Source organism: Roseibium sp. (assembly GCF_048261595.1).
Taxonomy (GTDB): domain Bacteria; phylum Pseudomonadota; class Alphaproteobacteria; order Rhizobiales; family Stappiaceae; genus Roseibium.
Map to the genome: position 1 here is coordinate 163236 of NZ_JBLXFW010000006.1, position 24092 is coordinate 187327.

The window sequence follows — 24092 nt, forward strand, 5'->3', positions numbered from 1 at the left end:
AGGAGTAGACAATGACAACCGTACACGCTGTGATTTCCAGCGTTGCGCGTCGCCTCAAGGCTGCAAGCCTGGCAACGCTCATCGCCCTTACGTCCCTCACCGCATCATCCTCGCTGGCAAGCGCAGAAGACTTCTCGAAGTCGGATATCGAAACGATCGTGCGCGAGTATCTCGTCAGCAATCCTGAGGTTATCCGCGAAGCTCTTGAAGAGCTGGACCGCCGTGAAAAGGCAGCCGCAGAAGCCGCGCGCCTGCAGGCTGTCACCGACAGCTCGGACATCCTGTTCAATTCATCCCGCCAGGTCGTTCTCGGCAACCCGCAGGGCGATGTCACGATGGTCGAGTTCTTCGACTACAACTGCGGCTACTGCAAGCGCGCGCATGGCGACATGATCCGCCTGATGGAAGAAGACGCAAACCTGCGCGTGGTCCTGAAGGAATTCCCCGTCCTTGGCCAGGGCTCGGTGGAGGCCGCCCAGGTCGCCGTCGCCGTGAATGACGTGGCCCCGGAGAAATATGAGGCCTTCCATGAGGCATTGCTGCTCCAGCGCGGTCAGGCGAATCGCGCAAGTGCGCTGGCCGCCGCCAAGAGCATAGGTCTGGAAGAAGCGGACCTTGCCAGCTCCCTCGCAGGCGATCTGGCCGGCCAGACGATCGAAGAGGTCTACACGCTCGCAAACCGTCTCGGCCTCACCGGAACGCCCTCCTATGTCGTCGGAGACGAGGTGATCATGGGCGCCGTCGGCTACGATGAACTCAAGCAAAAGATCGACGCTACCCGCAATTGCGGACAAACGACCTGTTAATCGGGCGATTTCGACCGGCGGCATGGGCGATCGGGGCTTTTCCTTGGTTTAATCAATGCCTATAAGGATCCAGCCCGATGGTTCCCCATCGGAACGGTATTCCTGTTGTCAGGGCGCCCATGCCACAGTGGCTAGGCCCGCCGCCAGCAACGCAACGCAGTTCAGGCCCGGGTAAAGGACCAACCAGTGTCCGGTGCCCGGACCACTCCGGGTCGAGCGACGGCATCGGCTGCGCTTCACTGCCCCGGATGAACGAGATCGAGTACGAAAGCTCTGAGACATGTCGAAAGATAACAAGAAGTTTGACACGGACCTGATCCGCGACCTCGCCCTCCTTCTGGACGAAACCAATCTCACAGAGATTGAACTCGAGCAGTCCGATTTCCGCGTCCGCGTCGCTCGCGAAATCCGCTACGATGCTCCGGTCACGGTCGCAGCGCCTGCTCCCGTCGCAGTAGCACCCGCTCCTGTCGCAGCACCGGCCGCTGCAGCTGCTGCTCCGGCAGCATCCGGCCCGCATCCGGGCACGATTACCTCGCCAATGGTCGGCACCGCCTATCTCTCCCCGGAGCCGGGTGCAAAGGCTTATGTCCAGGTTGGCGACAAGGTCAGCGAAGGCCAGACCATCCTGATCATCGAAGCCATGAAGACCATGAACCACATTCCGGCGACCAAGTCCGGGGTCGTGAAGGAAATCCTCGTCACCGACGCTCAGCCCGTCGAATTCGGCGAACCGCTGATTATCGTCGAATAAGGATTGCTTCGGCATGTTCTCCAAGATCCTCATTGCAAACCGCGGCGAGATCGCCCTGCGCATCCTGCGAGCCTGCAAGGAGCTGGGTATCTCGACGGTCGCGGTCCACTCCACGGCAGATGCGGACGCCATGCATGTGCGCCTTGCAGACGAAAGCGTCTGCATCGGCCCGCCCGCTGCCCGCGACAGCTATCTCAACATCCCTCAGCTTCTTGCTGCCTGTGAAATCACCGGCGCCGATGCTGTTCACCCGGGATACGGCTTCCTGTCCGAAAACGCCCGTTTCGCGGAAATCCTGGAAGCACACAACATCGTCTTCATCGGCCCGACCTCCGATCACATCAAGATCATGGGCGACAAGATCCAGGCCAAGCAGACGGCAAAGGATCTCGGCATTCCGGTTGTGCCCGGCTCTGACGGCGCAGTGCGTCCCGAAGACGATGCTCATGCCATCGCACGCGAGATCGGCTATCCGGTGCTGGTCAAGGCCGCTGCCGGCGGCGGCGGGCGCGGCATGAAGGTTGCCAAGACCGAGGCGGATCTGGACAACGCGCTGTCGACGGCCCGTGCCGAAGCAAAGGCTGCCTTCGGCGACGATGCTCTCTACATGGAGAAGTATCTCGGCAAGCCACGCCACATCGAGATTCAGGTCCTCGGCGACGGCAAGGGCAACGCGGTTCACCTGGGCGAGCGGGACTGTTCGCTGCAGCGCCGTCACCAGAAGGTTCTGGAAGAGGCCCCCTCGCCTTGCCTCAATGCGGAAGAACGCTCGAGGATCGGCGAGATCGTTGCCAACGCGATGCGCAAGCTCAAGTATCGCGGCGTCGGCACGGTCGAGTTCCTTTACGAGAACGGCGAATTCTATTTCATCGAGATGAACACCCGCCTTCAGGTAGAACACCCGGTCACCGAGATGATCACCGGCATCGACCTGGTTAACGAGCAGATCCGCATCGCCGCAGGTGGTTCCCTGGATATCTCGCAGGAAGACATCAAGTTCGAAGGTCATGCCATCGAGTGCCGCATCAACGCGGAAGACCCTCGTACATTCGCACCGTCTCCGGGCACGATCACCTACTACCACCCGCCCGGCGGTCTGGGCGTGCGCGTCGATAGCGGTGTCTATCAGGGTTACAAGATCCCGCCGTATTACGACAGCCTCATCGGCAAGCTGATCGTTCACGGCCGCAACCGCGTGGAGTGCATGATGCGCCTGCGCCGCTGCCTCGACGAATTTGTTGTCGATGAAATCAAGTCCACGATACCGCTGTTCCGCGATCTGGTCGACAATCAGGACATCGCCAACGGCCAGTATGACATCCATTGGCTTGAACAGTATCTGGAAGCCAAGTCGGACTGACGAATGCAAGTGTGCCTTCATGGCAAAACACAGTGACGATATCGTCTTTGAAATCACGCCGCAGGTGTTGCTGAAAGCCTACGCCTGCGGCCTGTTTCCCATGGCGGAGTCTGCCGAAGACTCAGGCCTGTTCTGGCTGGAGCCGGAACACAGGGGCATTCTGCCACTCGACTCATTTCACCTGCCAAAGCGCCTGAGGCGCACGATCCGCTCCGATCGCTTCGAGATCCGCATCAGCACGGATTTCGAGGGTGTGATAAGCGGCTGCGCCGGCGATAGCCCCGACCGCCCGCAAACATGGATCAACCGGGACATCCGCCGCCTGTATGGCGACCTGTTCGAGATGGGTAATTGCCAGACCGTCGAGGCCTGGCAGGATGGAAAGCTCGTCGGCGGGCTCTACGGCGTCAATTTGAACGGCGCTTTCTTCGGTGAAAGCATGTTCACCCGCACAACGGACGCCTCGAAGGTCTGCCTCGCCCATCTGGTTGCCAGGCTTGTCGTCGGCGGATACAGCCTGCTCGACACGCAGTTCGTCACCGAACATCTGTCGCGTTTCGGAACGCTCGAAATCAGCCGCGAGGCCTATTCGGAAGAGCTGAACAAGGCTCTCCAGCTCGAAGGCGACTTCCTGGCTCTCTCGGAGACCGCGACCGGTCAGGAAGTCCTCGACATCCTTGACGCCGCAGTCAAGCAACCCAGAACGCCAACCTGCTAGGCCGTTCTCGACAGTCTCCAAGGCAGATCTAGTCACCAGAGGCCTCAGCAGAGAGCTGCTGATTTTCCGGCTGTTCGATTGCCGTTACCACGCCTCGAATGACTAAATCTCATCCGGCAGCTGTTCATGTCTGCCGGATGGACCTGATAGAATGGAAATAGGGCAGCCTGCAGCGGCTATCAGGATGGCTTGCGCAGTGGAACGCGCGGTCCCGTATCGACCCCATCATCCGGACCGGCAAGGGGATCGACGTCAGCGGCAGGAGCCTGCTGCACGGCCGGGCCGTCATAGTTCTCCGGCGGCGGCACGTTGGACGAGAGTTTGCAGTCGGTCAGCCAGATATCATAGACACCGTGCTCTACTGCATGAAGCCCCGGGCTCGCAGCGTACATCCAACCGGAAAAAATCCGGCGCACCTCGTTGTTCAACGTGATCTCGTCGACCTGTACGAAAGCAGTTGTCAGCGGATTCTCGGTCGCAGGACGCGTATGGCAGACCCGTGGCGTCACCTGCAACGCCCCAAACTGGACGGTTTCCCCGATATAGACATCGAAGGAAATGATCCGGCCGGTGATCTTGTCGAGACCGGAAAAGACCGCAACCGGATTCTCGATCTTCTCGCCTTCCGCGGAGACTGGAAGGGCCGTGAACGGCACGAGCATCGCGCAGGCGGCAAGCTTGCCCAAAGACCCGCCCACGATCCGGCGTTTCCCATTCCGTTTGCTCATCGGCGCCATGCCCATGTTGTCCCGTCCAGATGTCCGATACCTATTGAGGCTCGCTGCTAGCATCGGAATAAGGCCCGGAAAAGACAAGATCTTATCCGGGCCATCCCCAAGTCCGATTTTCTCGAAATCAGCCGATTTCTGAAAGGCGGCCGAGCGCGATCCGGATCTTCTCGAGCTTGCCCTTTGCTTCCTCGATCTTTTCCTTTTCGCCGTCGACGACTTCTTCGGGCGCCTTGGCCAAAAAGCCCGGGTTGGAAAGCTTCTTCTCGATCTTGGAGATTTCTGCTTCCAGCTTGCCCGAATCCTTCGTCAGACGTGCCTTCTCGGCGCCCAGATCGATGACACCTGCCAGCGGAATGCAGAAGGTTGCCTCGCCGACGATGATCTGGGCGGAGCCTGCGGGTGCCGCGTCAGCGATGGAAATGCTTTCTGCACGTGCCAGACGCTGGATCGCGGATTCATGCGTTGCGATGCGAGCCTTGGTAATATCGTCGGCACCAACGACTTCGAGCTGTACCTTCGCGCCCGCCGGGATGTTCATCTCGGCACGAACAGAGCGGATCTCGGAGATCAGGCTCACGAGCCAGTTGATCTCATTCGCTGCCGCATCATCACCGACCTGTGCGGCTGGCCAGGACGTCAGCATCAGAAGGCTATCAGCCTTGGCACCGTCGTCGCCCAGACGCTCCCAAAGTTCTTCGGTCAGGAACGGCATGAATGGATGCAGGACCTTGAGTATCTCGTCGATCGCCCAGGCAGCGGTCGCCCGGGTTTCAGCCTTTGCTGCCTCGTCATCACCGTTGAAGATCGGCTTGGCCAGCTCCAGATACCAGTCGCAGAACGTGTTCCAGACGAACTTGTAGGCACCACCGGAGGCATCGTTGAAACGATAGTCTTCAAGAGCCTTGGTGACTTCCTGGATGCAACGGCCCATTTCGGTCGCGATCCAGCGGTTAAGCGTATGGGCCGTGGAAGCCGGGTCGAAGCCTTCGACACGGGCGCAGCCGTTCATTTCGGCAAAACGGGCCGCATTCCACAGCTTGGTGGCAAAGCGCTGACCGCCTTCGGCTGCCTGATCCGACATGCGCAGCGTGCGGCGGCCCTGCACTTCCTGGCTGGCGAGCGCAAAGCGCGTCGCATCAGCCCCGAACTGGCCGATCAGCTCGAGCGGGTCGAGAACGTTGCCGAGCGACTTCGACATCTTCTTCCCGTTCTTATCGACCACGATCGAGTTGATGTAGACCGTGTGGAACGGCACTTCCTTCATGAAGTGGATGCCCTGCATCATCATGCGGGCAACCCAGAAGAAGATGATGTCGAACCCGGTGATCAGGACGTCGGTCTTGTAGTAACGCTCAAGCTCCGGCGTCTTGTTCGGCCAGCCGAGCGTCGAGAACGGCCACAGGGCGGACGAGAACCAGGTATCGAGGACGTCCTCGTCACGGGTCAGCGCCTTGCCGCCAGACATCTCGATGGCTTCTTCCTCGCTGGTGGCGCAGTATTCATTGCCATCGGCATCGTACCAGACTGGGATCTGGTGGCCCCACCACAGCTGGCGCGAGATACACCAGGGCTGAATATCGTTCAGCCAGTTGTAATAGGTCTTGTCCCAATTGCCCGGAACGAACTTGGTGTCGCCATCCTGGACCGCCTTCAGCGCCGGCTCGGCCAGCGTCTTGGCATCGACGAACCACTGGTCGGTGAGCATTGGCTCGATGACCACTTTCGAACGGTCGCCATAGGGCTGCATGATCTTCTTGGATTCGACCATCGGCAGCATGGCAGGGGCTTCGTCTCCCTCACCGAGCGGACGAACGACGGCCTTGCCGTTGACGTTCCATTCCGGTGCCTGCCCCTTCATCCAGGCGACATCCGGATGATCGGCCGGGACCATGACCGCAAGGCCTTCGGCCGTGATCTGGTCGATGACGCGCTTGCGCGCCTCGTAACGGTCAAGACCGCGAAGATCGTCCGGCACGATGTTGATCAGATCGATCTCGTTGATCGTCATCTCCGCGCCGTCGATGATGGCCTGTGCTTTCCTCGCCTCGTCGTCGTAAGGCGCACCGTCGGAGCGCATCGCACCTCTGGTGTCCATCAGACGATACATCGGGATCTTGCCCCGCAGCGCGACCTGATAGTCGTTGAAGTCATGGGCACCGGTGATCTTCACCGCACCGGAACCGAAGTCCGGATCCGGATAGTCATCGGTGATGATCGGGATCAGACGGCGATGTTCCTTCGGCCCAACCGGGATTTCACAGAGCTTGCCGACGATCGGCTTGTAGCGCTCGTCGTCAGGATGGACGGCAACCGCACCATCGCCCAGCATGGTTTCCGGGCGGGTCGTCGCGATGGAGATATAGTCGCGGATCTCGCGAAGGGTAACGTTCCCCTCCTCGTCCTTCTCGACATACTCGTAGGTTTCACCGCCGGCGAGCGGATACTTGAAGTGCCACATGTGGCCATCGGTCTCGATGTTCTCGACCTCGAGATCCGAGATGGCCGTTTCGAACTTCGGATCCCAGTTGACCAGGCGCTTGGACTTGTAGATCAGGCCTTCGTTGTACAGATCGACGAAAACCTTCAGGACCGCCGCCGACAGGTTCGGGGACATCGTGAACTCGGTCCGGCTCCAGTCACAGGACGCCCCGAGGCGCTTCAACTGGCCAAGGATCGTGCCTTCGGACTTGCGCTTCTGCTCCCAGACCCGTTCGACAAAGGCGTCACGGCCCATCTCACGGCGGCCTGGCTGCTGATGCGCGGCAAGTTCGCGCTCAACCACCATCTGGGTCGCAATGCCAGCGTGGTCAGTGCCCGGCTGCCAGAGCACATCGTAGCCCTGCATGCGCTTCCAGCGGACCAGAATATCCTGCAACGTGTTGTTCAGTGCGTGACCCATATGAAGGGACCCGGTCACATTGGGAGGCGGAATTACGATGGTAAAGGCATCCGCGCCCTCGCGAGCGCCGGCACCGGCCTTGAAGGCACCTGCCTTTTCCCAGGTTTCGTAAATCCGCGGCTCGACCGCCGCTGCATCATAGGTCTTTTCAAGCATATGGAAATCTCGAGGCGTATGTTCCGTGTGGGCCGTGTAAATCGGATGCGGCAGGCCAAGTCAACAGCAGAGCGTACCGGGAAACCGGAATTGCTTCATTCTGGTCCGCAAACGCGAAAACGCCGCCCAGAGGACGGCGAATGCTGATCAATCGGGGAGAAGGTGCACCGCCTATCGGCGACGGGTGACCCGCTCGATTTCCTTCTTCACCATCTGCTCGACCATGCCGGGCAGGTTCTGGTCCAGCCACGCCTTCAGCATCGGCCGCAACATGTCCTTGACCAGTTCCTCTACGGTCTGGGCCTGGCTCCCGACAAAGAGGTTCGACAGGTTGTCGAAGGCCGCGTGGACGGCATCGCCGGTCTGCATCGAAGTGAGCGGACTATCCGACTCCACATTCGGCAGGTCCATGTCAGGCACCGGAGATGTCGGAATCGTTGATTGTGGAGGGGGCGGAGGCGGCGAAGGCGCCGCAAACACCGGCTCATCCATTTCGACCGGATCATCCTGCTCCAGAAACGCTACATCGCTTTCATCGGAATCGAGGCCATCCGGCATTCCGCCCACCATGGCCATGGGCTCGCCTTCCTCGACATCGTCTTCGGAAAGTTCCAGGTCCTCGGTCAGCTCGAACGCGTCATCGTCGTCTTCAGGTTCTTCTTCGGCCGCTTCCTCGGCCATTGCAGCGGCCATGTCATCGTCTGCTTCCGCTTCAGAAACATCGTCATCGCCGCCGTCATCCATGTCGAACAGCTTGTCCAGGTCGTCCTGGGACATTTCAGACGCGTCACCCATATCGTCAGCCGCCTCGATTTCAACCGGGTTGTCTTCTAGCGCGTCGCCCGCGGGCGCGCTCGCTTCGCCGTCGCTGGCCTGGGTGTCTTCATCGGATATGATCCGGCGGATCGATGCGAGGATCTCCTCCATCGACGGCTCTTCAGCCTGACTCGCCTGCGCCATGACATCCCCCAGTACTATTCGGCTACTCTGCCGAATCGCCCGCCGCAAAACTGAACGATTCGTTAACCGAAATTATAGAGGTGCCAAACGGCAAGCGAAAAGCGAAGCAGCCAACTGACTTCGCCTTATCCCCTGCAAGCTGGTTTACCGGACAAACACAACAAAGGGGTTCCGTGCCGGATTTTTTCGGCCCGGATGGTGAACGACAGATTAACAGCGAGAAAAAATCGGAAGCTAAGTCAGGTATTTAACGACCATCGGGCGTGCGCAGGCCATACCATTTGTCCCGCACCGCCTTGTAATGCTCGGTCGGCTGATACCGAGCGACCCTCAGGTTCAGCGTGTCGGCATCAAGCTTGCCGATTGCGGACACAAGTTGGTAGCCGCCAACGATTCGGTTGCGCTGCGCCGTAACCAGATTAACGCGCTGATTGACCAGTTCACGCTGGGCATCGAGCACGTCGAGCGTTGTCCGCTGACCGACACGCTGCTCTTCGATTACGCCTTCCAGGGCAAGCTGCTGAGCCTCGACGGCAGACCTTGCGGCACTGATCGAAGCTTCGGCGGCCTGATAGACGCCCCATGCCGAAATGACGTTTGCCCGCACCTGGTCGCGCGTAACATCAAGCTGAAGCCGGGTCTGGCCGAGTTCTTCCTTGGCCTGACGCACCCGCGAACTGACCGCACCGGCCTGATAGAGCGGAATGCTTACACGGCCGACAATGCTCGCACTGTCCTGCTCATCGATGTTGGACGACGGCTTCCAGGTCCGGCTGACGGTTCCGTCAACCGATACCGTCGGCAGTAACTCGCCCTCGATCGCTTTCGCGTTGAAGATCGCCGCGTCCACAAGGTGCTGCGCCTGCCGGATCAACGGCTGTGTGTCCTCGCTGACGCGCAATGCCTCGTCGATAGACTTCGGCACCACCAGGCTAATGGTCGTATCGGCTGAAAGGTTCTTCGCTTCAGTCCCGACGATCTGACGATAGATCGCGCGGCTGGTGTTCAGATTGGCGAGCGAGGTATTGAGATTGGCCTGCGCTTCGGCCCGGCGGGCATCCGCCTGGGAAACGTCGGTTCGTGTTCCCTCACCGACTTCAAAACGATCCTTGGCTGCACGAACCTGCTCGCTCAGGAACTGAAGGTCGCTGCGCTGGAGCGAGACAAGGGCCGTATCCCGAATGACATCGACATAGGCCTGCGCGGCCGCGAGCAGGACGTCCTGCTCCGTGGAGGCCAGGCTCTCGCGCTGGGCACGAATGATCGCTTCTGCCTGGCGGGTCGAATTGACGGTCCGGAACCCACGGAAGACGGCCTGACTGATGGACAGGGAGATCGATGCATTGTTCCGGTAGCTGTCACGGCCATCGGAATTTGCGTAGTTGGACCCGACCTGTCCGGAGGCCGTCACGGTCGGACGCCATCCGGCCAGCGCCTGAGGCACTCGCTCATCCACACCGCGAAGCTGCGCACGCGCCGCGTTCAGGCTCGGATTGTTGGAATATGCAAGAGCAAGAGCTTCCTTGATGGTTTCGGCACTCACCGCGTTGACCGCACTCAACATGAGAAGAGTTGCAAGCGCAGTTTTCATCGGAATTCGCATAACCACCAGATGCTCCTTCTAGGATTCGGACACACTATCCGTAAGGCTAGGTAAACTGACCAGTGTTTTCAGGCAACCGACACGACGACGAAACGGTCAAAATTCGGAAACTGCGGCATATAGGCAACAATCGAGGACCATTGAGCGGAGACTGAGGACAAAAACAAAAAGGCAGCCGTCAAGCTGCCTTTTCAAATGCGTTTCAGCTCTTCAACCTGAGTCGGTGGAAAACACGCCTCAGAAAACGAACTCGGCCTTTTTCTCGAAGCCCGGCAGCACGGCGACGGAAGCGTTGAAACCGAACCGCGATGCGCTGGCATCTCCGGATGCCTGATAGAGCCGCGCCGCGCCGGCGCCTCCCCGGCCCTCGATGACAACGAGACGCCCGCCATCCTTGAGCTGCTTAAGCAGGCTCTGCGGAGTGACGTCGACCGCACCGTCGATGATCACCGCATCATAGGGTCCTTCCGACGCACAGCCGTCGGTCAGCTTGCCTTCGATCACGGCAGCATTCTCGATGCCCAGATCCACCAGCCTGTCGCCCGCAGCAGCTGCAAGGCCAGCATCCTCCTCGACGGCGACAACGGAAGCCGCCAATCGTGACAGGACAGCAGCGCTGTAGCCGGAGCCGGTGCCCACGACCAGAACAACATCGTCCGGGCGAACAGCGGCCAGCTGAACCAGTTTGCCGAAGACATGCGGCTTCATAAGGAAACGCGTGCCTTCCGTGTTCAGCGGAAGTTCTTCGTCGATATAGGCAACGGCCTGCTTGGAAGCGGGAACGAACTTCTCGCGCGGGACCCATTCCATGGCGTCCAGGATACGGTGATCCGTCACGTCGTTGGTGCGCAGCTGGTTATCCACCATCTTGCGGCGGGACTGGGCAAAGTCAGTCATTTCGACCCTCTTCCTCGGTAGCGGCCTCTCTTGCCTTGGTTCATTAACGAGTGCGGCCTTCACTGACAAGCGCCTGATTGCCCCATTCCCCTGCCTCGAGCACACATCTCATCCACACCCCTGTCATTTTCCACCAAAAGAGCCATTGAGCTTTTGCAATCGCTCTGGTAATCACCACCGCCATCGGTTGGCGAAAGCCGATGACGCGTTACGGGGCCTCTTGGCGGAGTGGTGACGCAGCGGATTGCAAATCCGTGTACGCCGGTTCGATTCCGGCAGAGGCCTCCAAATTCTTCCCAGCATCACATATTGAAATCGGACTTCGCCTTCGGGCGACGCGAAGCCTCTTCGTTATCCGTCGAGGAAAACCGCAAGCTATTCACGATGCCGGTGAAACCGTCGCTTACAGTCCATTTCCTGACGCCAAGCCTCTATACGCAGCCAGCATGAATGGCCTAGAACGCCGCAAGAGGATTTGCGGAGGCATCACGATTCCATGAAGCACGGCGGAGACCTGACCACGGCAATGCATCGCTTTGGCGGCCCTGCCGAAGATTGGCTGGACCTGTCGACCGGCATCAATCCTCACGCCTATCCGGTGCCAGAGGCTCTCGCACGGACGTCTTGGACCTCGTTGCCGTCACAAGAAGCTCACGACCGACTGATCCGCACTGCGCGCGCGGCCTATGCCTGCCCGGACCATCTGGAACTGGTGGTAGCTCCCGGAACACAGATCCTGATTTCACAGCTTGCCGACATCCTGCCCGATGGTCCGGTGGCAATCTGCGGCCCGACCTATTCCAGCCACGCCGAAGCCTTTGCCCGTGCCGGGCGGCAGGTTGAGGACGTGTCCTCGCCCCATGCTCTGCCCGATCACGCCACGATCGCCGTCATCGTCAATCCGAACAATCCAGACGGACGCCTGGTCGATGTCACGAGCCTCAAGGCCATTGCCGCCAGCCTGCAGCAACGCGGTGGTGTCTTGGTCATCGACGAAGCCTTTGCCGATGCCGTGCCGGGTTCCAGTGTTCTGCCGCACTTGAACGCAAGCAACGTCGTTGTCCTGCGCTCCTTCGGGAAATTCTTCGGGCTTGCGGGTCTTCGTCTTGGTTTCATGGTCGCCACCCCGGAACTGGCAGCCCAAATGGAAAACCGTCTGGACAGCTGGGCAGTCAGTGGCCCGGCCTTGGAAATTGGGGCCTTGGCGCTGGCAGACGCCGCATGGCAGTCGCGCATGGTCAACCAGCTGGCCGACGAGATGGCGGACCTCACCCTCGCCCTCGGCCAGGCCGGTCTGACGGTGTTCGGCGGCACGCCCCTTTATGCCCTGGCGGCCTGTCGCAATGCTCACATGCTGCACGAAGCCCTCGCCCAGCAACGGATATGGACGCGTGTATTCGATTATGCACCAACCTGGATCCGTCTCGGCCTGCCGCCTTCCAGAACGGATAACGAGCGTTTGATCCAGGCCCTTGCCGCAGCCGCATCGAAGCTCTAAAGCCCGAATATGCTGCTTTATCAGAACGCCCTCGCCCTGCTCTTCACCGCGATCATCCTCGACGCGATTATCGGCGACCCCAAATGGCTCTGGGCGAGGTTAACCCACCCGGTCGTTGTTATCGGTCGATTGATCACGGTTCTGGAGCGAAGCTTAAACCGCCAGTCCTTTTCGGCAAGGCGGCGAAAGGCTGGAGGTGTGGCAACGGCGATGCTGCTTGTGGGGCTAAGCTCCGCTGTGGGCGCTGCCGTTCATGGTTTGGCTGACCTTCATCCCGCCGGGTATGCGCTCGTGGTCCTTTTCGCGGCCATATTGATCGCGCAGAAAAGCCTGTACGAACACGTCGCCGCTGTCCGTGACGGCCTGCTTCGCGAGGGGCTCGAGGGCGGGCGCAGGGCAGTTGCCATGATTGTCGGCCGCGATCCCAAGCAACTCGATGAAGCCGGCGTCTCGCGCGCGGCTATCGAGTCCTGCGCGGAAAATTTCTCCGACGGAGTTGTTGCGCCGATCTTCTGGTTCGCCGTTGCGGGACTACCCGGGCTGATTGCCTACAAGGCCATAAACACCGCCGACAGCATGATCGGCCACAAGACGGACACCTACCGGGAATTCGGCTGGGCATCCGCCCGCCTGGACGACTTGATCAACCTACCGGCTTCAAGACTGTCAGGCCTTCTGATTGTTGCAGTTGCCCCGCTCCTGGGCGGATCCGCAGGCGGTGCCCTCCACGCAGTCCGCAACGATGCAAGCAAGCACCGTTCTCCCAATGCCGGGTGGCCGGAAGCGGCGATGGCCGGAGCCCTCGGCCTGGCACTTGCAGGACCGCGGATTTATCCCGGCTACACGGTCAACGACCCATACATGAACAGGTCTGGCCGCAAGGCGGCCACCGCGCGCGACATAACGCGTGCACTCCAAATGATGCTTGGTGCTTGCGTCTTGCTGGCTTTGCTGGTTCTGTTGGGGGCAGTGTTTCTCTAAACTTGTCAGACAATAGCAAAGACCCGAGCCGAAAGAGATGCTTCCCTTTTCCGCAGCTGCCGAAAACAACAAACGTCCCATCCTCGAAGTCCTGAAGACAGCTTTTGCCGATACCACGCGCGTTCTGGAGATCGCGAGCGGTACGGGCCAGCACGCCGTCTATTTCGCGGAAAAACTGCCCCATCTCGATTGGCGGCCCAGCGACCTCGACGAGCATTTGCCAGCGATTGACCAGCGTATCGTCGAAGCCGACATGAACCTCGTCAACCTGCTGTCACCGATCGCACTTGATGTCGAAGACCTGCCGTGGCCGGTTTCAGCTGCAGACTATGAAGACGCCTACGACGGTATTTTCACCGCCAATTCCCTGCATATCGTGGCCTGGCCTCTTGTGGAGGCCTTCTTCGACGGGGTCGGCGAAACACTGAAAGCCGGTGGCACGCTTTGCGTCTACGGCCCCTTCAAGTACGAGGGCAAGTTCACCACCGCCTCCAATGAAGCCTTCGATGAGCATCTGAAGGAAAAGGACACCAACAGCGGCATTCGCGACTTCGAGGCGGTGAATGCATTAGCCCAAAAGATCGGCCTGATCCTTCAGGGTGATCACAAGATGCCTGCCAACAACCAGTTGCTGGTCTGGAAGCGCGGCTAAGCGGCTTCCAAGCGACCACGGAACACTCCCGATCCCGGCCAACAGCCGGGATCGTTGCGTTTCAGCGCGCCTTTGCGATTTCCAGCAAACGTTCGACATCCAGCGAAGCGTCAAGGTGCGCGGCAAGGTCGTCCAGCACTGCGTCGATGCTCTGATCATATGCAACGCTGGAACTCGCCCCGAGGCCTTCCAGGAAGGCCTTGCGGAAGCTGTCGTCCGTAAACAGTCCATGCAGATAGGTCCCGCCAACCCTGCCATCGGCCGACATTGCGCCGTCCAGCTTGGGCCTGCCCTCGCCATCGCGGATGTGAAGCATCGGCCGGGCACAGTCCGGTCCGCTGGTCCTGCCGATATGGATCTCGTATCCGGACACGGAAGCACCGGTCGGTAGATGCTTGCCCTTGGCCTCGACCAGCGATTTCTCCGGGCTCAGGACAGTATCGACATCCAGGTACCCGAGCCCCTCCACGGTTCCTGCCTGCCCCTCGATCCCGTGGGGGTCTGATATGGTCCGTCCCAGCATCTGGTAGCCGCCGCAAATCCCCAGGATCCTGCCGCCCCGCCGGTGATGGGCCTTCAGGTCCACTTCCCAGCCTTGAGCCCGCAGGAAAGCAAGGTCTCCGACAGTCGACTTGGAACCGGGAAGCAGAACGACATCGGCATCTGCGGGCAACGGGTTACCTGGCTGCACCAGTTCAAGCGTAACATCGCTTTCAAGACGCAGCGGATCGAGGTCATCGAAATTGGCGATACGTGACATGACGGGCACGACGATTTTTACCGGACCACGTCCTTCCCCGTCCTCCAGACCAAGCGCATCTTCGGCCGGCAGCTTCGCAGCATCGGCAAACCACGGCACGACGCCAAGCCCGGCCCAGCCCGTGCGGATCTCGATCTGCCGCATGCCCTCGTCGAAAAGACTGGTATCACCCCGGAACCGGTTGATGAAGAACCCCTTGATCCGTTGGCGCTCTTCCTCTTCCAGCACCGCGTGGGTTCCGACCAGCGAAGCAATCACCCCGCCGCGGTCAATGTCTCCGCACAGGATGACGGGCAGGTTAGCGGCTTCCGCAAAGCCCATGTTTGCAATGTCGCCTGCTCGCAGATTGATCTCGGCCGGGCTGCCTGCTCCTTCGACGATGACCAGATTCGCCCCGGATTCAATCTTTGAGAAACTCTCCAGAACCTTTGGAAGCAACTCGGCTTTTTGCTTCCCATACTCGCGCGCGCGCATCGTTCCGTAGCGCTTGCCCTGCACGATGACCTGCGCCCCCGTATCCGTTTCCGGCTTCAGGAGGATCGGGTTCATGTGGACCGTCAGTGGCACACGGCAGGCCATGGCCTGCAGGGCCTGCGCCCGGCCGATCTCTCCGCCATCTGAGGTGACGGCGGCGTTGTTGGACATGTTCTGAGGCTTGAACGGCATCACTTTCAGTCCACGGTCGGCCATCAGGCGGCACAGCCCGGCAACAATCAGGCTCTTGCCGACATTCGAGCCGGTTCCCTGGATCATCAAGGCTGGCGCGCGCCCGCTCATGCGCCGCCCGCCACCAGGCTTTTCGAAAGCCGCGAAAACGCCATGCCGCCGACCCGCTTACCCGTCCCGGTTTCCTCGTACCCGAGCGACAGGTAGAACCGCCGCGCTGTCGCGGAGCTTTCAAGGCTCGCCTCTTCGATACCCCATTCCCGAAAATGGCGCTCGACCGCCCGCATCAGAGCCTTGCTGACCCCACTGAACCTCGCCTCTGGCAGGACGTAGTTCAGCGTTATCGCTCCATCCAGCGTTCCCGCCGCGACACCAAGCACCTTGCCATCCGCATCCCTCGCCGAGAAGAAACATCCCGGTTCGCCAATCCATTTCTCCACCTGGTCCGCTGTCTTGTTCGCGACCCACGCCTTGTAGCGCCCAGGATCGCCGTCATGGTCCTCGGTGCAGAGCTCAACGATGGAACGGCGCAGAAGCGCAGCGATTTCATGTGCATCCGCGCTGCTCGCGGTTTCGATCGTGAAAGGCATCTTGGATCCCAGGCAGCGTTAGAACTCAATGCCTTCCTGCGGCTTCACGCCAGAGCGGAACGGATGCTTTATCTGGGTCATCTCGGTCACCAGATCGGCAATCTCGATCAACTCGTCCTTGGCGTTGCGACCTGTGATGACAACATGAACGTCGTCGGGTTTTTCGTTCTTGAGGAAGTCGACCACCTCCTCGATCGGCAGATAGTCATAGCGCAGGACGATGTTCAGCTCGTCGCAGAGGATCAGCCGGTAATCACCGCTTGTGATCATGTCCTTGGCCGCTTCCCAGGCCTGGCGCGCCGCATCGATGTCGCGCTGACGGTCCTGTGTCTCCCAGGTAAAGCCCTCGCCCATGCGCTTGATCGTGACCAGATCGCTGAACCGCTCCAGCGCCATGCGTTCGCCGGTCTCGATCCTGCCCTTGACGAACTGCACAACACCGACCTTGTGGCCGTGCCCGAGCGAGCGGAAGACCATGCCGAACCCGGCAGTCGACTTGCCCTTGCCCTTGCCCGTGTGGACGATCAGGAGACCCTTCTCGATGGTCTTGGTCGCCATGATCTTGTCGCGCGCCGCCTTCTTCTTGCGCATCTTGTCCGCGTGACGGGCGTTGAGTTCTTCTTCGGACAGATCTTGTTTCTTGTCGCTCACGTTTCATCCCCATCGTGTTTGCGTTTAAAGCCTGCGCGAAGTTCGGCAAGGCGAGCATGCGTGCTATTGCGCCGCGGTGTCCAGAGCTCGCGGGCGATGGCCTCGTCGAAACGGGCCAGAATGTCCCCATAAGCGGCAGGGTTCGCGTCCTCGATGAAGGCGCGCACCTCCCCGTTCTCCAGATAGGCCTCGAAAAGCTGGTCGAAGTGATGATCGCCGACGGCCCGCGTCGTTGCCGAGAAGGCAAAAAGATAGTCGAGTGTCGCCGCGATCTCGAAGGCGCCCTTGTAGCCATGGCGCATGACACCGGCGATCCATTTCGGATTGGCCGCCCGCCCGCGCACGACCCGGCCGATCTCCTCCGACAAGGACCGAACGACGGGCCGCTCGGGTCGCGAGTGATCGTTGTGATAGACCTTCGGCGCTTCGCCCCTGAGCGTTTCGACCGTTGCCGCCAGTCCGCCCTCGAACTGGTAGTAGTCGTCGGAATCAAGCAGGTCGTGTTCGCGGTTGTCCTGGTTGTGCAGAACCGCATCGACCGCCGACAGGCGCGTTTCGAGTTCACTCCTCGCTGACGTGCCCGAGGCACCGCCTCCATAGGCGTAGCCGCCCCACTCCAGAAAGGCCTCGGCAAAATCTCCGCGCTCGTCCCAGATTCCCTCGTCGATCAGCGCCTGAAGCCCAGCGCCATAGGCACCCGGTTTCGATCCAAAGACCCGGAAGCCCGCCCGGCGAAGTGACTCCTCGGCATCAAGACCTTCTGCCTCGAACTTGATTCGATCCCTCAAGACCCGCGCAGCAATCGGGTTGGCCGCTTCCGGTTCATCGAGCGCTGCAACGGCCCTGACCGCACTGTCGAACAGATCCATCTGATGCGGGAAGGCATCGCGGAAGAACCCGGAAACCCGGAGCGTCACGTCGATCCGCGGGCGTCCGAGGTCCGACAGGCTCATGATCTCGAACCCGGTGACACGGCCGGATCCTGCCTCCCAGACCGGGCGCGCACCAAGCAGCGCCAGCGCCTGGGCAACGTCATCACCGCCGGTGCGCATGTTGGCCGTCCCCCAGCAGGTCAGGACCAGCGAGACGGGCCATTCGCCTTCTTCCTGGAAGTAGCGCTCCGCAACAAGCGAGGCCGACTGCTGGCCGAGCCGCCAGGCCGTTTCCGTAGGCACGGCCCTGACATCGACGGAATAGAAATTCCGGCCAGTCGGCAGCACGTCCGGACGGCCACGCGTCGGCGCCCCGGATGGTCCCGGAGCCACGAAACCGCCGCCCAGCGCCGTAAGCACGGCCTGCGTTTCCGCATCGCCCGACCCGGTCACAGCTGGTTTCAGGCGGAGATCGATCTCCTCAAGAACCGCGCGCGTCGCGAACCAGTCTTCTTCCGGCTTCATTTCGCCACGAACCAGTTTCTGCGCCAGCAACTCTATCCGTTCGACGGTATCGCCGTTGGAGCGCCAGGGATCCGGTGAAACTTCATCGAGAACCTGCGGTCTGACGCCGGTCCACTCAGCAGAGAAGTCGCAATCGAGAGGATCGAAGGCAGCAAATCCAAGATCCACTGCAATTGCCCGCTGCAAACTCTCCTGTTCGGGGCCATTGCCACGCGGAACACGAGCAAGCGCCACGAGCAGATCAGTCAGCAGATCGCCATCCGGGCTGATGCCAAGAATATGCAGCCCATCGCGGATCTGCAGTTCCTTGAGATCGCACAGGTGCGCATCCAGACGGGCCAGACGCGTCTCCTCGCCCATGTCGTCGGTGAGGCCGATGTCCTTGTCGAGGCCATGACGGGTGGCAGTATCCAGAATGTCTCGCGTCAAAGCCTTGAGGCGACGCGGATCGACACCGCTGGCGAGATAATACTCGTCCAGAAGCGTCTCCATCTCTTCGGCGACGCCGTGTCTCTCGGCCCGTGTCAGCGGTGGGGTCAGGTGATCGACGATGACCGCAGACGTGCGGCGCTTGGCCTGGGCACCCTCGCCCGGATCGTTGACGATGAATGGGTAGATATTCGGCACGGGCCCCAGAACTGCTTCCGGATAGCAGCTCTCCGACAGCGCCAGCGCCTTGCCCGGCAGCCATTCCAGATTGCCGTGCTTGCCGAGATGAATCACCGCGTCGACGCCGAACTCCAAGCGCAGCCAGATGTAGAAGGCGAAATAGTGGTGCGGCGGAACGAGATCCGGATCGTGATAGGTCTCTTTCGGATCGATATTGTAGCCGCGGGCCGGCTGTATCCCGACCATCTGGTTGCCGAACCGGTGGAGCGCGAGACGGAAAGCGCCACCCGCAACATGCGGATCGTCCTTCGGCTGACCCCAACGCTCGGTCACTTGCAATCGCAGTCTTTCCGGAAGGACGGCAAAGGCCTCTGCATAAGTGTCGAGCGGCAGCTCCTCATAGCCCTGACGATCTTCCCGGCCAACTAGAGCATTGGTGACACCGCCGGTGAGGACATCCATCAGATCGCGAGAGGACTCAGGCGCACTCCCGACATCGAAACCGGCAGCTCCCATCGCGTTCAGGAGAGTGACGCAGGAGGCCGGGGTATCGAGACCGACGCCATTGGCTAGACGCCCGTCCTTGTTCGGATAATTGGCGAGGATGAGCCCGGTCTTCTTTGCCTCCGGTCCTATGTGCGAAAGTCTCGCCCAACCGGCGGCAAGTTCAGCCACGAAACCGATCCTGTCGGCCACGGGCACGAACCTGACCGGCGTCGATTGGGTCGCCTCGTCGTAGGCCCCCTCCTCCTTGAAGGACACCGCACGGGTCAGAAGTCGGCCGTCGACCTCCGGCAGGACCACATGCATCGCAAGATCGCGGATCGACAGGCCCTGATCGCTCTCCTCCCACCCCTCCCTGGAGGAGGACGAAAACACCACCTGCAGCACCGGCTTGCCCGGCGCATCGAGCGGCGTCGTCTCATGCGCGTCCCCGGCCTTGGACACGGCAAAGGCCGTCGCGTTGATCACCACGTCGGGCGGAGCGTCCGCGAAGAGCTGTGCAAGGACAGCAGCAGATTCGGCTTCCTTGAGCGACGAGACGAAGACCGGCAAGGCATTCACCCCTGCCTTGTCGAGCGCCCCGATGAGCGCATCGACCGGCGCTGTTTGCGCTCCCTGTACAAGGGCACGGTAGAAGGTGATCGCCGCGACAGGACGGTTCGGATCGCCCCATGTCGCCTTAAGGGCATCAATGCCGGGCGACGCATGCCCCGGCATGTAGATCCCGGCTCTCGGCAAGGGCGCTGGGGGCAGCGGCTCTTCGGTCTTGCCGATCAGATGGCCCAGGTAGCTCAGGGCGTTCTGGTAGTTCGAAGTGCCGCCTTCCACGCAATAGCGCCAGAAACGCCGCGCTTCTTCCGGCGCGACGGTGGATCGCGCCGCCAGTTGCTCGTCCCACTTGTCGTCGCCGGGCACGATGACCAGCTTCACGCCGCGGCCACGTACAACCTCCTCCAGACGTTCAACTCCATAGCGCCAGTATTCCACCCCGCCGAGCAGGCGAAGCGCGACAATGCGGGATCCTGCAACGGTCCTCTCGGCATACATGTCGACCGAATAGGGATGCTGAAGCGCCATGATGCTGGCAAGACGCAGGGACGCGGCAACTCCGCCAAGCCCGGCATGGGCGCTGGCGAAGGACCCCAGTTCCGTGTCCGCGGCCGATAGAAAGACGATGTCGGCCGGGTCCTGCGCCAGGTCGACAGCCTCTTCGCCGTTGTCAATCGTCCGCGTCTGGCCGGCGAGAATATGCATTCAGTCTCTCAGATCCGTCTGGCTGTGGTGATGCGAGCGTCGTTCAGGCGTTATTCAGCCGCCTCGGCAAGACCGCCAAGACAGGCGCGCACCGCTTCCAGATCCAGCCCCTTCAGGCCAATGACGACCAGCCGGCCGGACGTATCGGCACCAGCGGCAAACCAGGTCTCCACCCGCGGACCAACGGCCTGCACCATGGCCGGAGCCGACTTGCCCTCAATGACCACGGCACCCTTGATGCGCAGCACGCCCTTCTTGGCCATTGCGTCCAGCACTCTGGCCTCGGCATCCTTCAAGCTTGCAAATGTGCCGACCGGGAGCACGTGGCTTTCGAAATCATCGTGGTGATGATGATGGTCGTGGTGGTGATCATGGTGATGTTCGTGATGATGGTCATCATCGTGGTCATGGTCATGATGGTGGTGATCGTCGTCGTGCTCATGATCGTGATCATCGTGGTGATGATGGTGGTGTTCGTGCCGGGCCGCCATGTCGTCCTCGGCAGCGGACTCACGTCCAAGCAAAACCTCGATCGGCAGCGTGCCCTTTTCCGAGGTGACGATGTGGACATTGGCCCGGATATCGGCAGCGATGCGGGCCTGTACATCGGCCAAGCGCTCGGCGCTGACCAGATCCGCCTTGTTCAGCACCACTAGGTCCGCGCACTTCAGCTGATCATGGAAAAGCTCCTCGACCGGGCTCTCATGATCGAGGGCCTCATCAGCGGCGCGCTGGGCTTCAAGAGCCGCCTCGTCAAGGGCGATACGGCCTTCGGCCAGTGCCGCAGCGTCCAGCACGGTGACAACCCCGTCGACCGTCACCTTCGGCTTGACGCTTGGCCAGGAAAAGGCGCGCACCAGCGGCTGCGGCAGCGCAAGTCCCGACGTCTCGATGACGATATGCTCCGGCGGGGTTTCCCGGGACAGAAGCATTTCCATGGTCGGCAGAAAGTCGTCGGCCACCGTGCAGCAGATGCAACCGTTGGTCAGCTCCACCACTTCCTCGGCGGCGCAATCCGGATCGGCGCAACCGTTGACCAGCGAACCGTCGAAACCCATATCGCCGAATTCATTGACGATCAAAGCGATGCGCTTGCCCTGCGCGTTCTGCAGGAGATTGCGGATCAGGGTCGTTTTCCCGGCGCCAAGAAAGCCGGTGACGATGGTGGCGGGAATTTTCTGGCCGGTGGTCATAGCGAAATGTCCGGTTGCTGACGGGGTTTGAGAAGAAGCGGCAGGCCGGCGGCGACGAACACCACCTGACGGCAAACTGCGGCCATGTCCTGATTGAGCTTGCCCTGCAGGTCTCTAAACGACCGGGCAAGCCTGTTTTCCGGCACGATGCCCATGCCGGTCTCGTTGGAAACGAAGATGCACGGCCCCTTCAGATGGGCCAGCGACTGACACAGCGCATGGCCGTGCTCGGCGACGTCGAGTTCGCGATAGATGAGATTATTGAGCCAGAGCGTCAGGCAGTCGATGAGAATGACCGTATCGGGCGCGGCCTCGCAGGACAGCACACCGGCAAGATCCACCTCTTCCTCAAGCGTGCGCCAATGGTCGCCGCGCTGCCGTTTGTGGAGAGCCACGCGATCACGCATTTCCTCGTCGATGATCGGGCTGGTCGCCACGTAAAGCCGCTTTAGGCCGCTTTTCAGCGCCAGGTCTTCGGCAAAACGGCTCTTGCCTGACCGAGCTCCACCGAAAACCAATGTGGCCCCGCCTGCGACGGGCTCCGTCGATGTCATGCTCGCAACTCCCTGGCGTCCACCCGACGCGGGTTGATGGTCCATGTCAGGCCGGTCTCCTGGCTTACGGCTCTGGCAGGCTCTTGCGCCTTCCCGGGGTCAATACCCCCAGTGGCTCGTCGCAAGGCCCTCACCGCTCACAGTTGCGGGGGCAGCTGCGGGCTCGAGCCTGCCTCTTTCACCGAAGCCGGATCTCACCGCATTCCCGTTTATCCGCCAGCCTCGTCACGACGACGATCCCGGCAGACACCTGACCAAACCTGTCTAGCCGGTCACGACGCCCCAAACAAGCGCACCTTTCGGCTTCCTGCTGATGGGTCGCATGTCCGGCCTGCCGAACGATGCGAGCCGCCAGACCCGATTGCACCAGATAGATGCTGGAACATGTCCCCAAAGGCGTATTTCCAACGATTTCAAACTCGCGCAGACGCCGACAACGCACTGAAATCCATTGACTTTTCCACATGCCCCACAACGAATTTCGGAATTGTTCCAAAATAATTCGATACGGGACTTGGCAAACCGGCAAAGCCTTTGATATACGCATCCCCATCGACGGGGGCGGCGCCACGCTGCCTCACTGTGATGATCCCTGATAGCTCAGTTGGTAGAGCAAGCGACTGTTAATCGCTGGGTCGTAGGTTCGAGTCCTACTCAGGGAGCCATCTCACAGCCGGAATGACCGGCCAAACTCCTCCCATTTAAAATTTTCCGATCAAGCACCGCTGGACTAACACCTGTGTGTCCGCGTAACGCGAGAAACTCGTGTTGGCTCAACCCTTTCGCTGCTACGCTATAGCTCGAATTCGATGGCTCATCATATGCGGCGGACCGACATGAAACTTCTCGACATCTGGATCAACTGCCCGGACGCGGAAACGGCGGACAGGATCGCCGCAAGTCTTCTGGAACAAAGACTGATCGCCTGTGCAAATCGGCATGCCATGGTCCAGAGCCAGTACGAATGGGACGGCCAGATCGTCAGCGAACCCGAGACACCACTGCTGGTAAAGACCAGAAGCGATTTGTTTGAGGCGGTACGCGCCGCGGTCGAATGGCTTCACCCGTATGAAATTCCCGCCATTGTCGGCATCGAAGCAGCCTATGTGAACACCGCATATCTTGATTGGGTCGCGAACGTGACCATCCCGGTTCAAGTCTCTTCGACTTAACGCATCCCGACCGCAGATGACGTCCCGGCCGCCTCCAGCGGACGATGAAACCCGCCCTGATGCCCAATCGTTTTTGGATACTCAATCAAAAGCTGTTCCCGGCGCAGCACATTACTTGACTATCAATTTCATATTTTATACCCGTTAAGCTGAAAGTCTTATTCATATATTCCACCCGACCACGCTGGTCCGCTCCGGACCGTCTCGGGGCGAATTCGATCAAAGGGGACATAACTCCAGATGCGGTATCTCGTGAAGCGGACGATTGCGCGCGGTTTCGCCCTCAGGCAGCGCGCTGGCATCACATTGGCGGCCGCGATGACGTTTGCCTTGGCCTCTCCCTTCATGGTTCAGGCGGCAGAAACGTCGCTGTCCCTGGAGCTCAACCGCGCTGCGAATACAGAGCGTGGCTGCATGCTGACCTTCGTCGCGTCCAATCGGACGACGCACGCGATCTCCGGCGTTGCCTACGAATTCGTTCTTTTCAACAAGGAAGGCCTTGTCGAGAAAATGACGGCTTTCGACTTCGGTGCCCTGCCGCAGGAAAAGACCGTCGTGCGCCAATTCGAGCTCGCCGGATCTCAATGCCCCGGCATTGGCCAGATACTCGTCAACGGTGCAGCCCGCTGCGACCTTGCCGATCCGCAACCGGGGACGGACGGCACCTGTATCGGTGATCTCGCCCTGTCCAGCCGCACCGACATCACGTTCATCAAGTAAGAGTATT

20 protein-coding genes, 2 tRNA genes and 1 riboswitch are annotated in these 24092 nt (G+C 60.6%); of the genes, 11 read left to right on the forward strand and 11 right to left on the reverse strand.

Translation table 11 applies throughout. The features are described 5' to 3' along the window. Nucleotides 1-11 precede the first annotated feature (11 nt). The 4 genes from ACN0SY_RS17930 (at nt 12) to aat (ending at nt 3638) form a co-directional block, all read left to right on the forward strand. The gene (locus ACN0SY_RS17930) at nt 12-806 is read left to right on the forward strand and encodes a DsbA family protein (protein WP_417689576.1); all 795 of its coding nucleotides are present in this window, start codon (nt 12-14) and stop codon (nt 804-806) included. A 280-nt stretch (nt 807-1086) separates the two neighbouring features. After that, the gene (gene accB / locus ACN0SY_RS17935) at nt 1087-1560 is read left to right on the forward strand and encodes an acetyl-CoA carboxylase biotin carboxyl carrier protein (RefSeq protein ID WP_417689578.1); all 474 of its coding nucleotides are present in this window, start codon (nt 1087-1089) and stop codon (nt 1558-1560) included. A gap of 13 nt (nt 1561-1573) precedes the next feature. Further along, a complete protein-coding gene (gene accC / locus ACN0SY_RS17940; RefSeq protein ID WP_417689580.1) occupies nt 1574-2920 on the forward strand; it encodes an acetyl-CoA carboxylase biotin carboxylase subunit in 1347 nt (448 codons plus the stop codon). A gap of 19 nt (nt 2921-2939) precedes the next feature. After that, nucleotides 2940-3638 (forward strand): leucyl/phenylalanyl-tRNA--protein transferase, encoded by a 699-nt coding sequence (gene aat, locus ACN0SY_RS17945; RefSeq protein WP_417689582.1) that lies wholly within the window; start codon nt 2940-2942, stop codon nt 3636-3638. A 179-nt stretch (nt 3639-3817) separates the two neighbouring features. Here the strand turns inward: aat and ACN0SY_RS17950 are convergent, their stop codons facing one another. From ACN0SY_RS17950 to ACN0SY_RS17970, 5 genes are all read right to left on the reverse strand, one after another. Then, on the reverse strand, nt 3818-4300 hold the full coding sequence (locus tag ACN0SY_RS17950; RefSeq protein ID WP_417689735.1) for a DUF2155 domain-containing protein: 483 nt from the start codon (nt 4298-4300) through the stop codon (nt 3818-3820). Nucleotides 4301-4493: 193 nt separating this feature from the next. After that, on the reverse strand, nt 4494-7424 hold the full coding sequence (locus ACN0SY_RS17955) for a valine--tRNA ligase (RefSeq protein ID WP_417689584.1): 2931 nt from the start codon (nt 7422-7424) through the stop codon (nt 4494-4496). Nucleotides 7425-7595: 171 nt separating this feature from the next. Further along, on the reverse strand, nt 7596-8384 hold the full coding sequence (locus tag ACN0SY_RS17960; protein WP_417689586.1) for a PopZ family protein: 789 nt from the start codon (nt 8382-8384) through the stop codon (nt 7596-7598). A 247-nt stretch (nt 8385-8631) separates the two neighbouring features. Continuing rightward, complete coding sequence (locus tag ACN0SY_RS17965; RefSeq protein WP_417689737.1) at nt 8632-9987, reverse strand: TolC family outer membrane protein; 1356 nt, start codon at nt 9985-9987, stop codon at nt 8632-8634. Nucleotides 9988-10224: 237 nt separating this feature from the next. Then, on the reverse strand, nt 10225-10884 hold the full coding sequence (locus ACN0SY_RS17970) for a protein-L-isoaspartate O-methyltransferase family protein (protein WP_417689588.1): 660 nt from the start codon (nt 10882-10884) through the stop codon (nt 10225-10227). Between the two features lie 214 nt (nt 10885-11098). On the opposite strand from ACN0SY_RS17970, the gene ACN0SY_RS17975 reads away from it, so the two are divergent. The 4 genes from ACN0SY_RS17975 (at nt 11099) to ACN0SY_RS17990 (ending at nt 14015) form a co-directional block, all read left to right on the forward strand. Continuing rightward, nucleotides 11099-11172 (forward strand) — tRNA-Cys (locus tag ACN0SY_RS17975). A gap of 208 nt (nt 11173-11380) precedes the next feature. Continuing rightward, nucleotides 11381-12382 (forward strand): threonine-phosphate decarboxylase CobD, encoded by a 1002-nt coding sequence (gene cobD, locus ACN0SY_RS17980; protein WP_417689590.1) that lies wholly within the window; start codon nt 11381-11383, stop codon nt 12380-12382. Nucleotides 12383-12391: 9 nt separating this feature from the next. Next, nucleotides 12392-13363 (forward strand): adenosylcobinamide-phosphate synthase CbiB, encoded by a 972-nt coding sequence (gene cbiB / locus ACN0SY_RS17985; protein WP_417689592.1) that lies wholly within the window; start codon nt 12392-12394, stop codon nt 13361-13363. 37 nt (nt 13364-13400) lie between these two features. Continuing rightward, nucleotides 13401-14015, forward strand: coding sequence for a DUF938 domain-containing protein (locus tag ACN0SY_RS17990; protein WP_417689594.1), 615 nt, complete (start codon nt 13401-13403; stop codon nt 14013-14015). A gap of 61 nt (nt 14016-14076) precedes the next feature. Here ACN0SY_RS17990 and ACN0SY_RS17995 read toward each other — a convergent pair whose 3' ends face one another. From ACN0SY_RS17995 to cobU, 6 genes are read right to left on the reverse strand one after another with little or no spacing between them, the layout of a single operon-like run. Next, complete coding sequence (locus ACN0SY_RS17995) at nt 14077-15552, reverse strand: cobyric acid synthase (RefSeq protein WP_417689596.1); 1476 nt, start codon at nt 15550-15552, stop codon at nt 14077-14079. Beyond that, nucleotides 15549-16031, reverse strand: coding sequence for a GNAT family N-acetyltransferase (locus ACN0SY_RS18000; RefSeq protein ID WP_417689598.1), 483 nt, complete (start codon nt 16029-16031; stop codon nt 15549-15551). The genes ACN0SY_RS17995 and ACN0SY_RS18000 overlap by 4 nt, the downstream gene beginning before the upstream one ends. Before the next feature lie 18 nt (nt 16032-16049). Further along, nucleotides 16050-16682 carry a cob(I)yrinic acid a,c-diamide adenosyltransferase gene (gene cobO / locus ACN0SY_RS18005; RefSeq protein WP_417689600.1) on the reverse strand — a complete coding sequence of 211 codons (633 nt, stop codon included), beginning with the start codon at nt 16680-16682 and terminating at the stop codon, nt 16050-16052. Continuing rightward, nucleotides 16679-20446, reverse strand: a complete 3768-nt coding sequence (cobN, locus tag ACN0SY_RS18010; protein ID WP_417689602.1) for a cobaltochelatase subunit CobN — start codon at nt 20444-20446, stop codon at nt 16679-16681. The genes cobO and cobN overlap by 4 nt, the downstream gene beginning before the upstream one ends. A 50-nt stretch (nt 20447-20496) precedes the next feature. Then, nucleotides 20497-21639 (reverse strand): cobalamin biosynthesis protein CobW, encoded by a 1143-nt coding sequence (gene cobW / locus ACN0SY_RS18015; protein WP_417689604.1) that lies wholly within the window; start codon nt 21637-21639, stop codon nt 20497-20499. Continuing rightward, nucleotides 21636-22193, reverse strand: coding sequence for a bifunctional adenosylcobinamide kinase/adenosylcobinamide-phosphate guanylyltransferase (cobU, locus tag ACN0SY_RS18020; RefSeq protein ID WP_417689739.1), 558 nt, complete (start codon nt 22191-22193; stop codon nt 21636-21638). The genes cobW and cobU overlap by 4 nt, the downstream gene beginning before the upstream one ends. Before the next feature lie 31 nt (nt 22194-22224). Beyond that, nucleotides 22225-22462, reverse strand: a riboswitch (cobalamin riboswitch). 320 nt (nt 22463-22782) lie between these two features. On the opposite strand from cobU, the gene ACN0SY_RS18025 reads away from it, so the two are divergent. The 3 genes from ACN0SY_RS18025 to ACN0SY_RS18035 all read left to right on the forward strand — a co-directional run bounded on the left by ACN0SY_RS18025 (nt 22783) and on the right by ACN0SY_RS18035 (nt 24085). Then, nucleotides 22783-22858: transfer RNA gene (locus ACN0SY_RS18025), tRNA-Asn, on the forward strand. A gap of 171 nt (nt 22859-23029) precedes the next feature. After that, complete coding sequence (gene cutA, locus ACN0SY_RS18030; protein ID WP_417689606.1) at nt 23030-23365, forward strand: divalent-cation tolerance protein CutA; 336 nt, start codon at nt 23030-23032, stop codon at nt 23363-23365. A gap of 240 nt (nt 23366-23605) precedes the next feature. Next, on the forward strand, nt 23606-24085 hold the full coding sequence (locus ACN0SY_RS18035; RefSeq protein WP_417689608.1) for a hypothetical protein: 480 nt from the start codon (nt 23606-23608) through the stop codon (nt 24083-24085). Nucleotides 24086-24092 lie beyond the last annotated feature (7 nt).

Excerpts from the sequence above, each read along its gene's own strand:
- ACN0SY_RS17930 (WP_417689576.1), top strand. The coding sequence starts at position 12 with ATGACAACCGTACACGCTGTGATTTCCAGCGTTGCGCGTCGCCTCAAG.
- accB (WP_417689578.1), top strand. The coding sequence starts at position 1,087 with ATGTCGAAAGATAACAAGAAGTTTGACACGGACCTGATCCGCGACCTC.
- accC (WP_417689580.1), top strand. The coding sequence starts at position 1,574 with ATGTTCTCCAAGATCCTCATTGCAAACCGCGGCGAGATCGCCCTGCGC.
- aat (WP_417689582.1), top strand. The coding sequence starts at position 2,940 with ATGGCAAAACACAGTGACGATATCGTCTTTGAAATCACGCCGCAGGTG.
- ACN0SY_RS17950 (WP_417689735.1), bottom strand. The coding sequence starts at position 4,300 with ATGCTCGTGCCGTTCACGGCCCTTCCAGTCTCCGCGGAAGGCGAGAAG.
- ACN0SY_RS17955 (WP_417689584.1), bottom strand. The coding sequence starts at position 7,424 with ATGCTTGAAAAGACCTATGATGCAGCGGCGGTCGAGCCGCGGATTTAC.
- ACN0SY_RS17960 (WP_417689586.1), bottom strand. The coding sequence starts at position 8,384 with ATGGCGCAGGCGAGTCAGGCTGAAGAGCCGTCGATGGAGGAGATCCTC.
- ACN0SY_RS17965 (WP_417689737.1), bottom strand. The coding sequence starts at position 9,987 with ATGCGAATTCCGATGAAAACTGCGCTTGCAACTCTTCTCATGTTGAGT.
- ACN0SY_RS17970 (WP_417689588.1), bottom strand. The coding sequence starts at position 10,884 with ATGACTGACTTTGCCCAGTCCCGCCGCAAGATGGTGGATAACCAGCTG.
- cobD (WP_417689590.1), top strand. The coding sequence starts at position 11,381 with ATGAAGCACGGCGGAGACCTGACCACGGCAATGCATCGCTTTGGCGGC.
- cbiB (WP_417689592.1), top strand. The coding sequence starts at position 12,392 with ATGCTGCTTTATCAGAACGCCCTCGCCCTGCTCTTCACCGCGATCATC.
- ACN0SY_RS17990 (WP_417689594.1), top strand. The coding sequence starts at position 13,401 with ATGCTTCCCTTTTCCGCAGCTGCCGAAAACAACAAACGTCCCATCCTC.
- ACN0SY_RS17995 (WP_417689596.1), bottom strand. The coding sequence starts at position 15,552 with ATGAGCGGGCGCGCGCCAGCCTTGATGATCCAGGGAACCGGCTCGAAT.
- ACN0SY_RS18000 (WP_417689598.1), bottom strand. The coding sequence starts at position 16,031 with ATGCCTTTCACGATCGAAACCGCGAGCAGCGCGGATGCACATGAAATC.
- cobN (WP_417689602.1), bottom strand. The coding sequence starts at position 20,446 with ATGCATATTCTCGCCGGCCAGACGCGGACGATTGACAACGGCGAAGAG.
- cobW (WP_417689604.1), bottom strand. The coding sequence starts at position 21,639 with ATGACCACCGGCCAGAAAATTCCCGCCACCATCGTCACCGGCTTTCTT.
- cobU (WP_417689739.1), bottom strand. The coding sequence starts at position 22,193 with ATGACATCGACGGAGCCCGTCGCAGGCGGGGCCACATTGGTTTTCGGT.
- cutA (WP_417689606.1), top strand. The coding sequence starts at position 23,030 with ATGAAACTTCTCGACATCTGGATCAACTGCCCGGACGCGGAAACGGCG.
- ACN0SY_RS18035 (WP_417689608.1), top strand. The coding sequence starts at position 23,606 with ATGCGGTATCTCGTGAAGCGGACGATTGCGCGCGGTTTCGCCCTCAGG.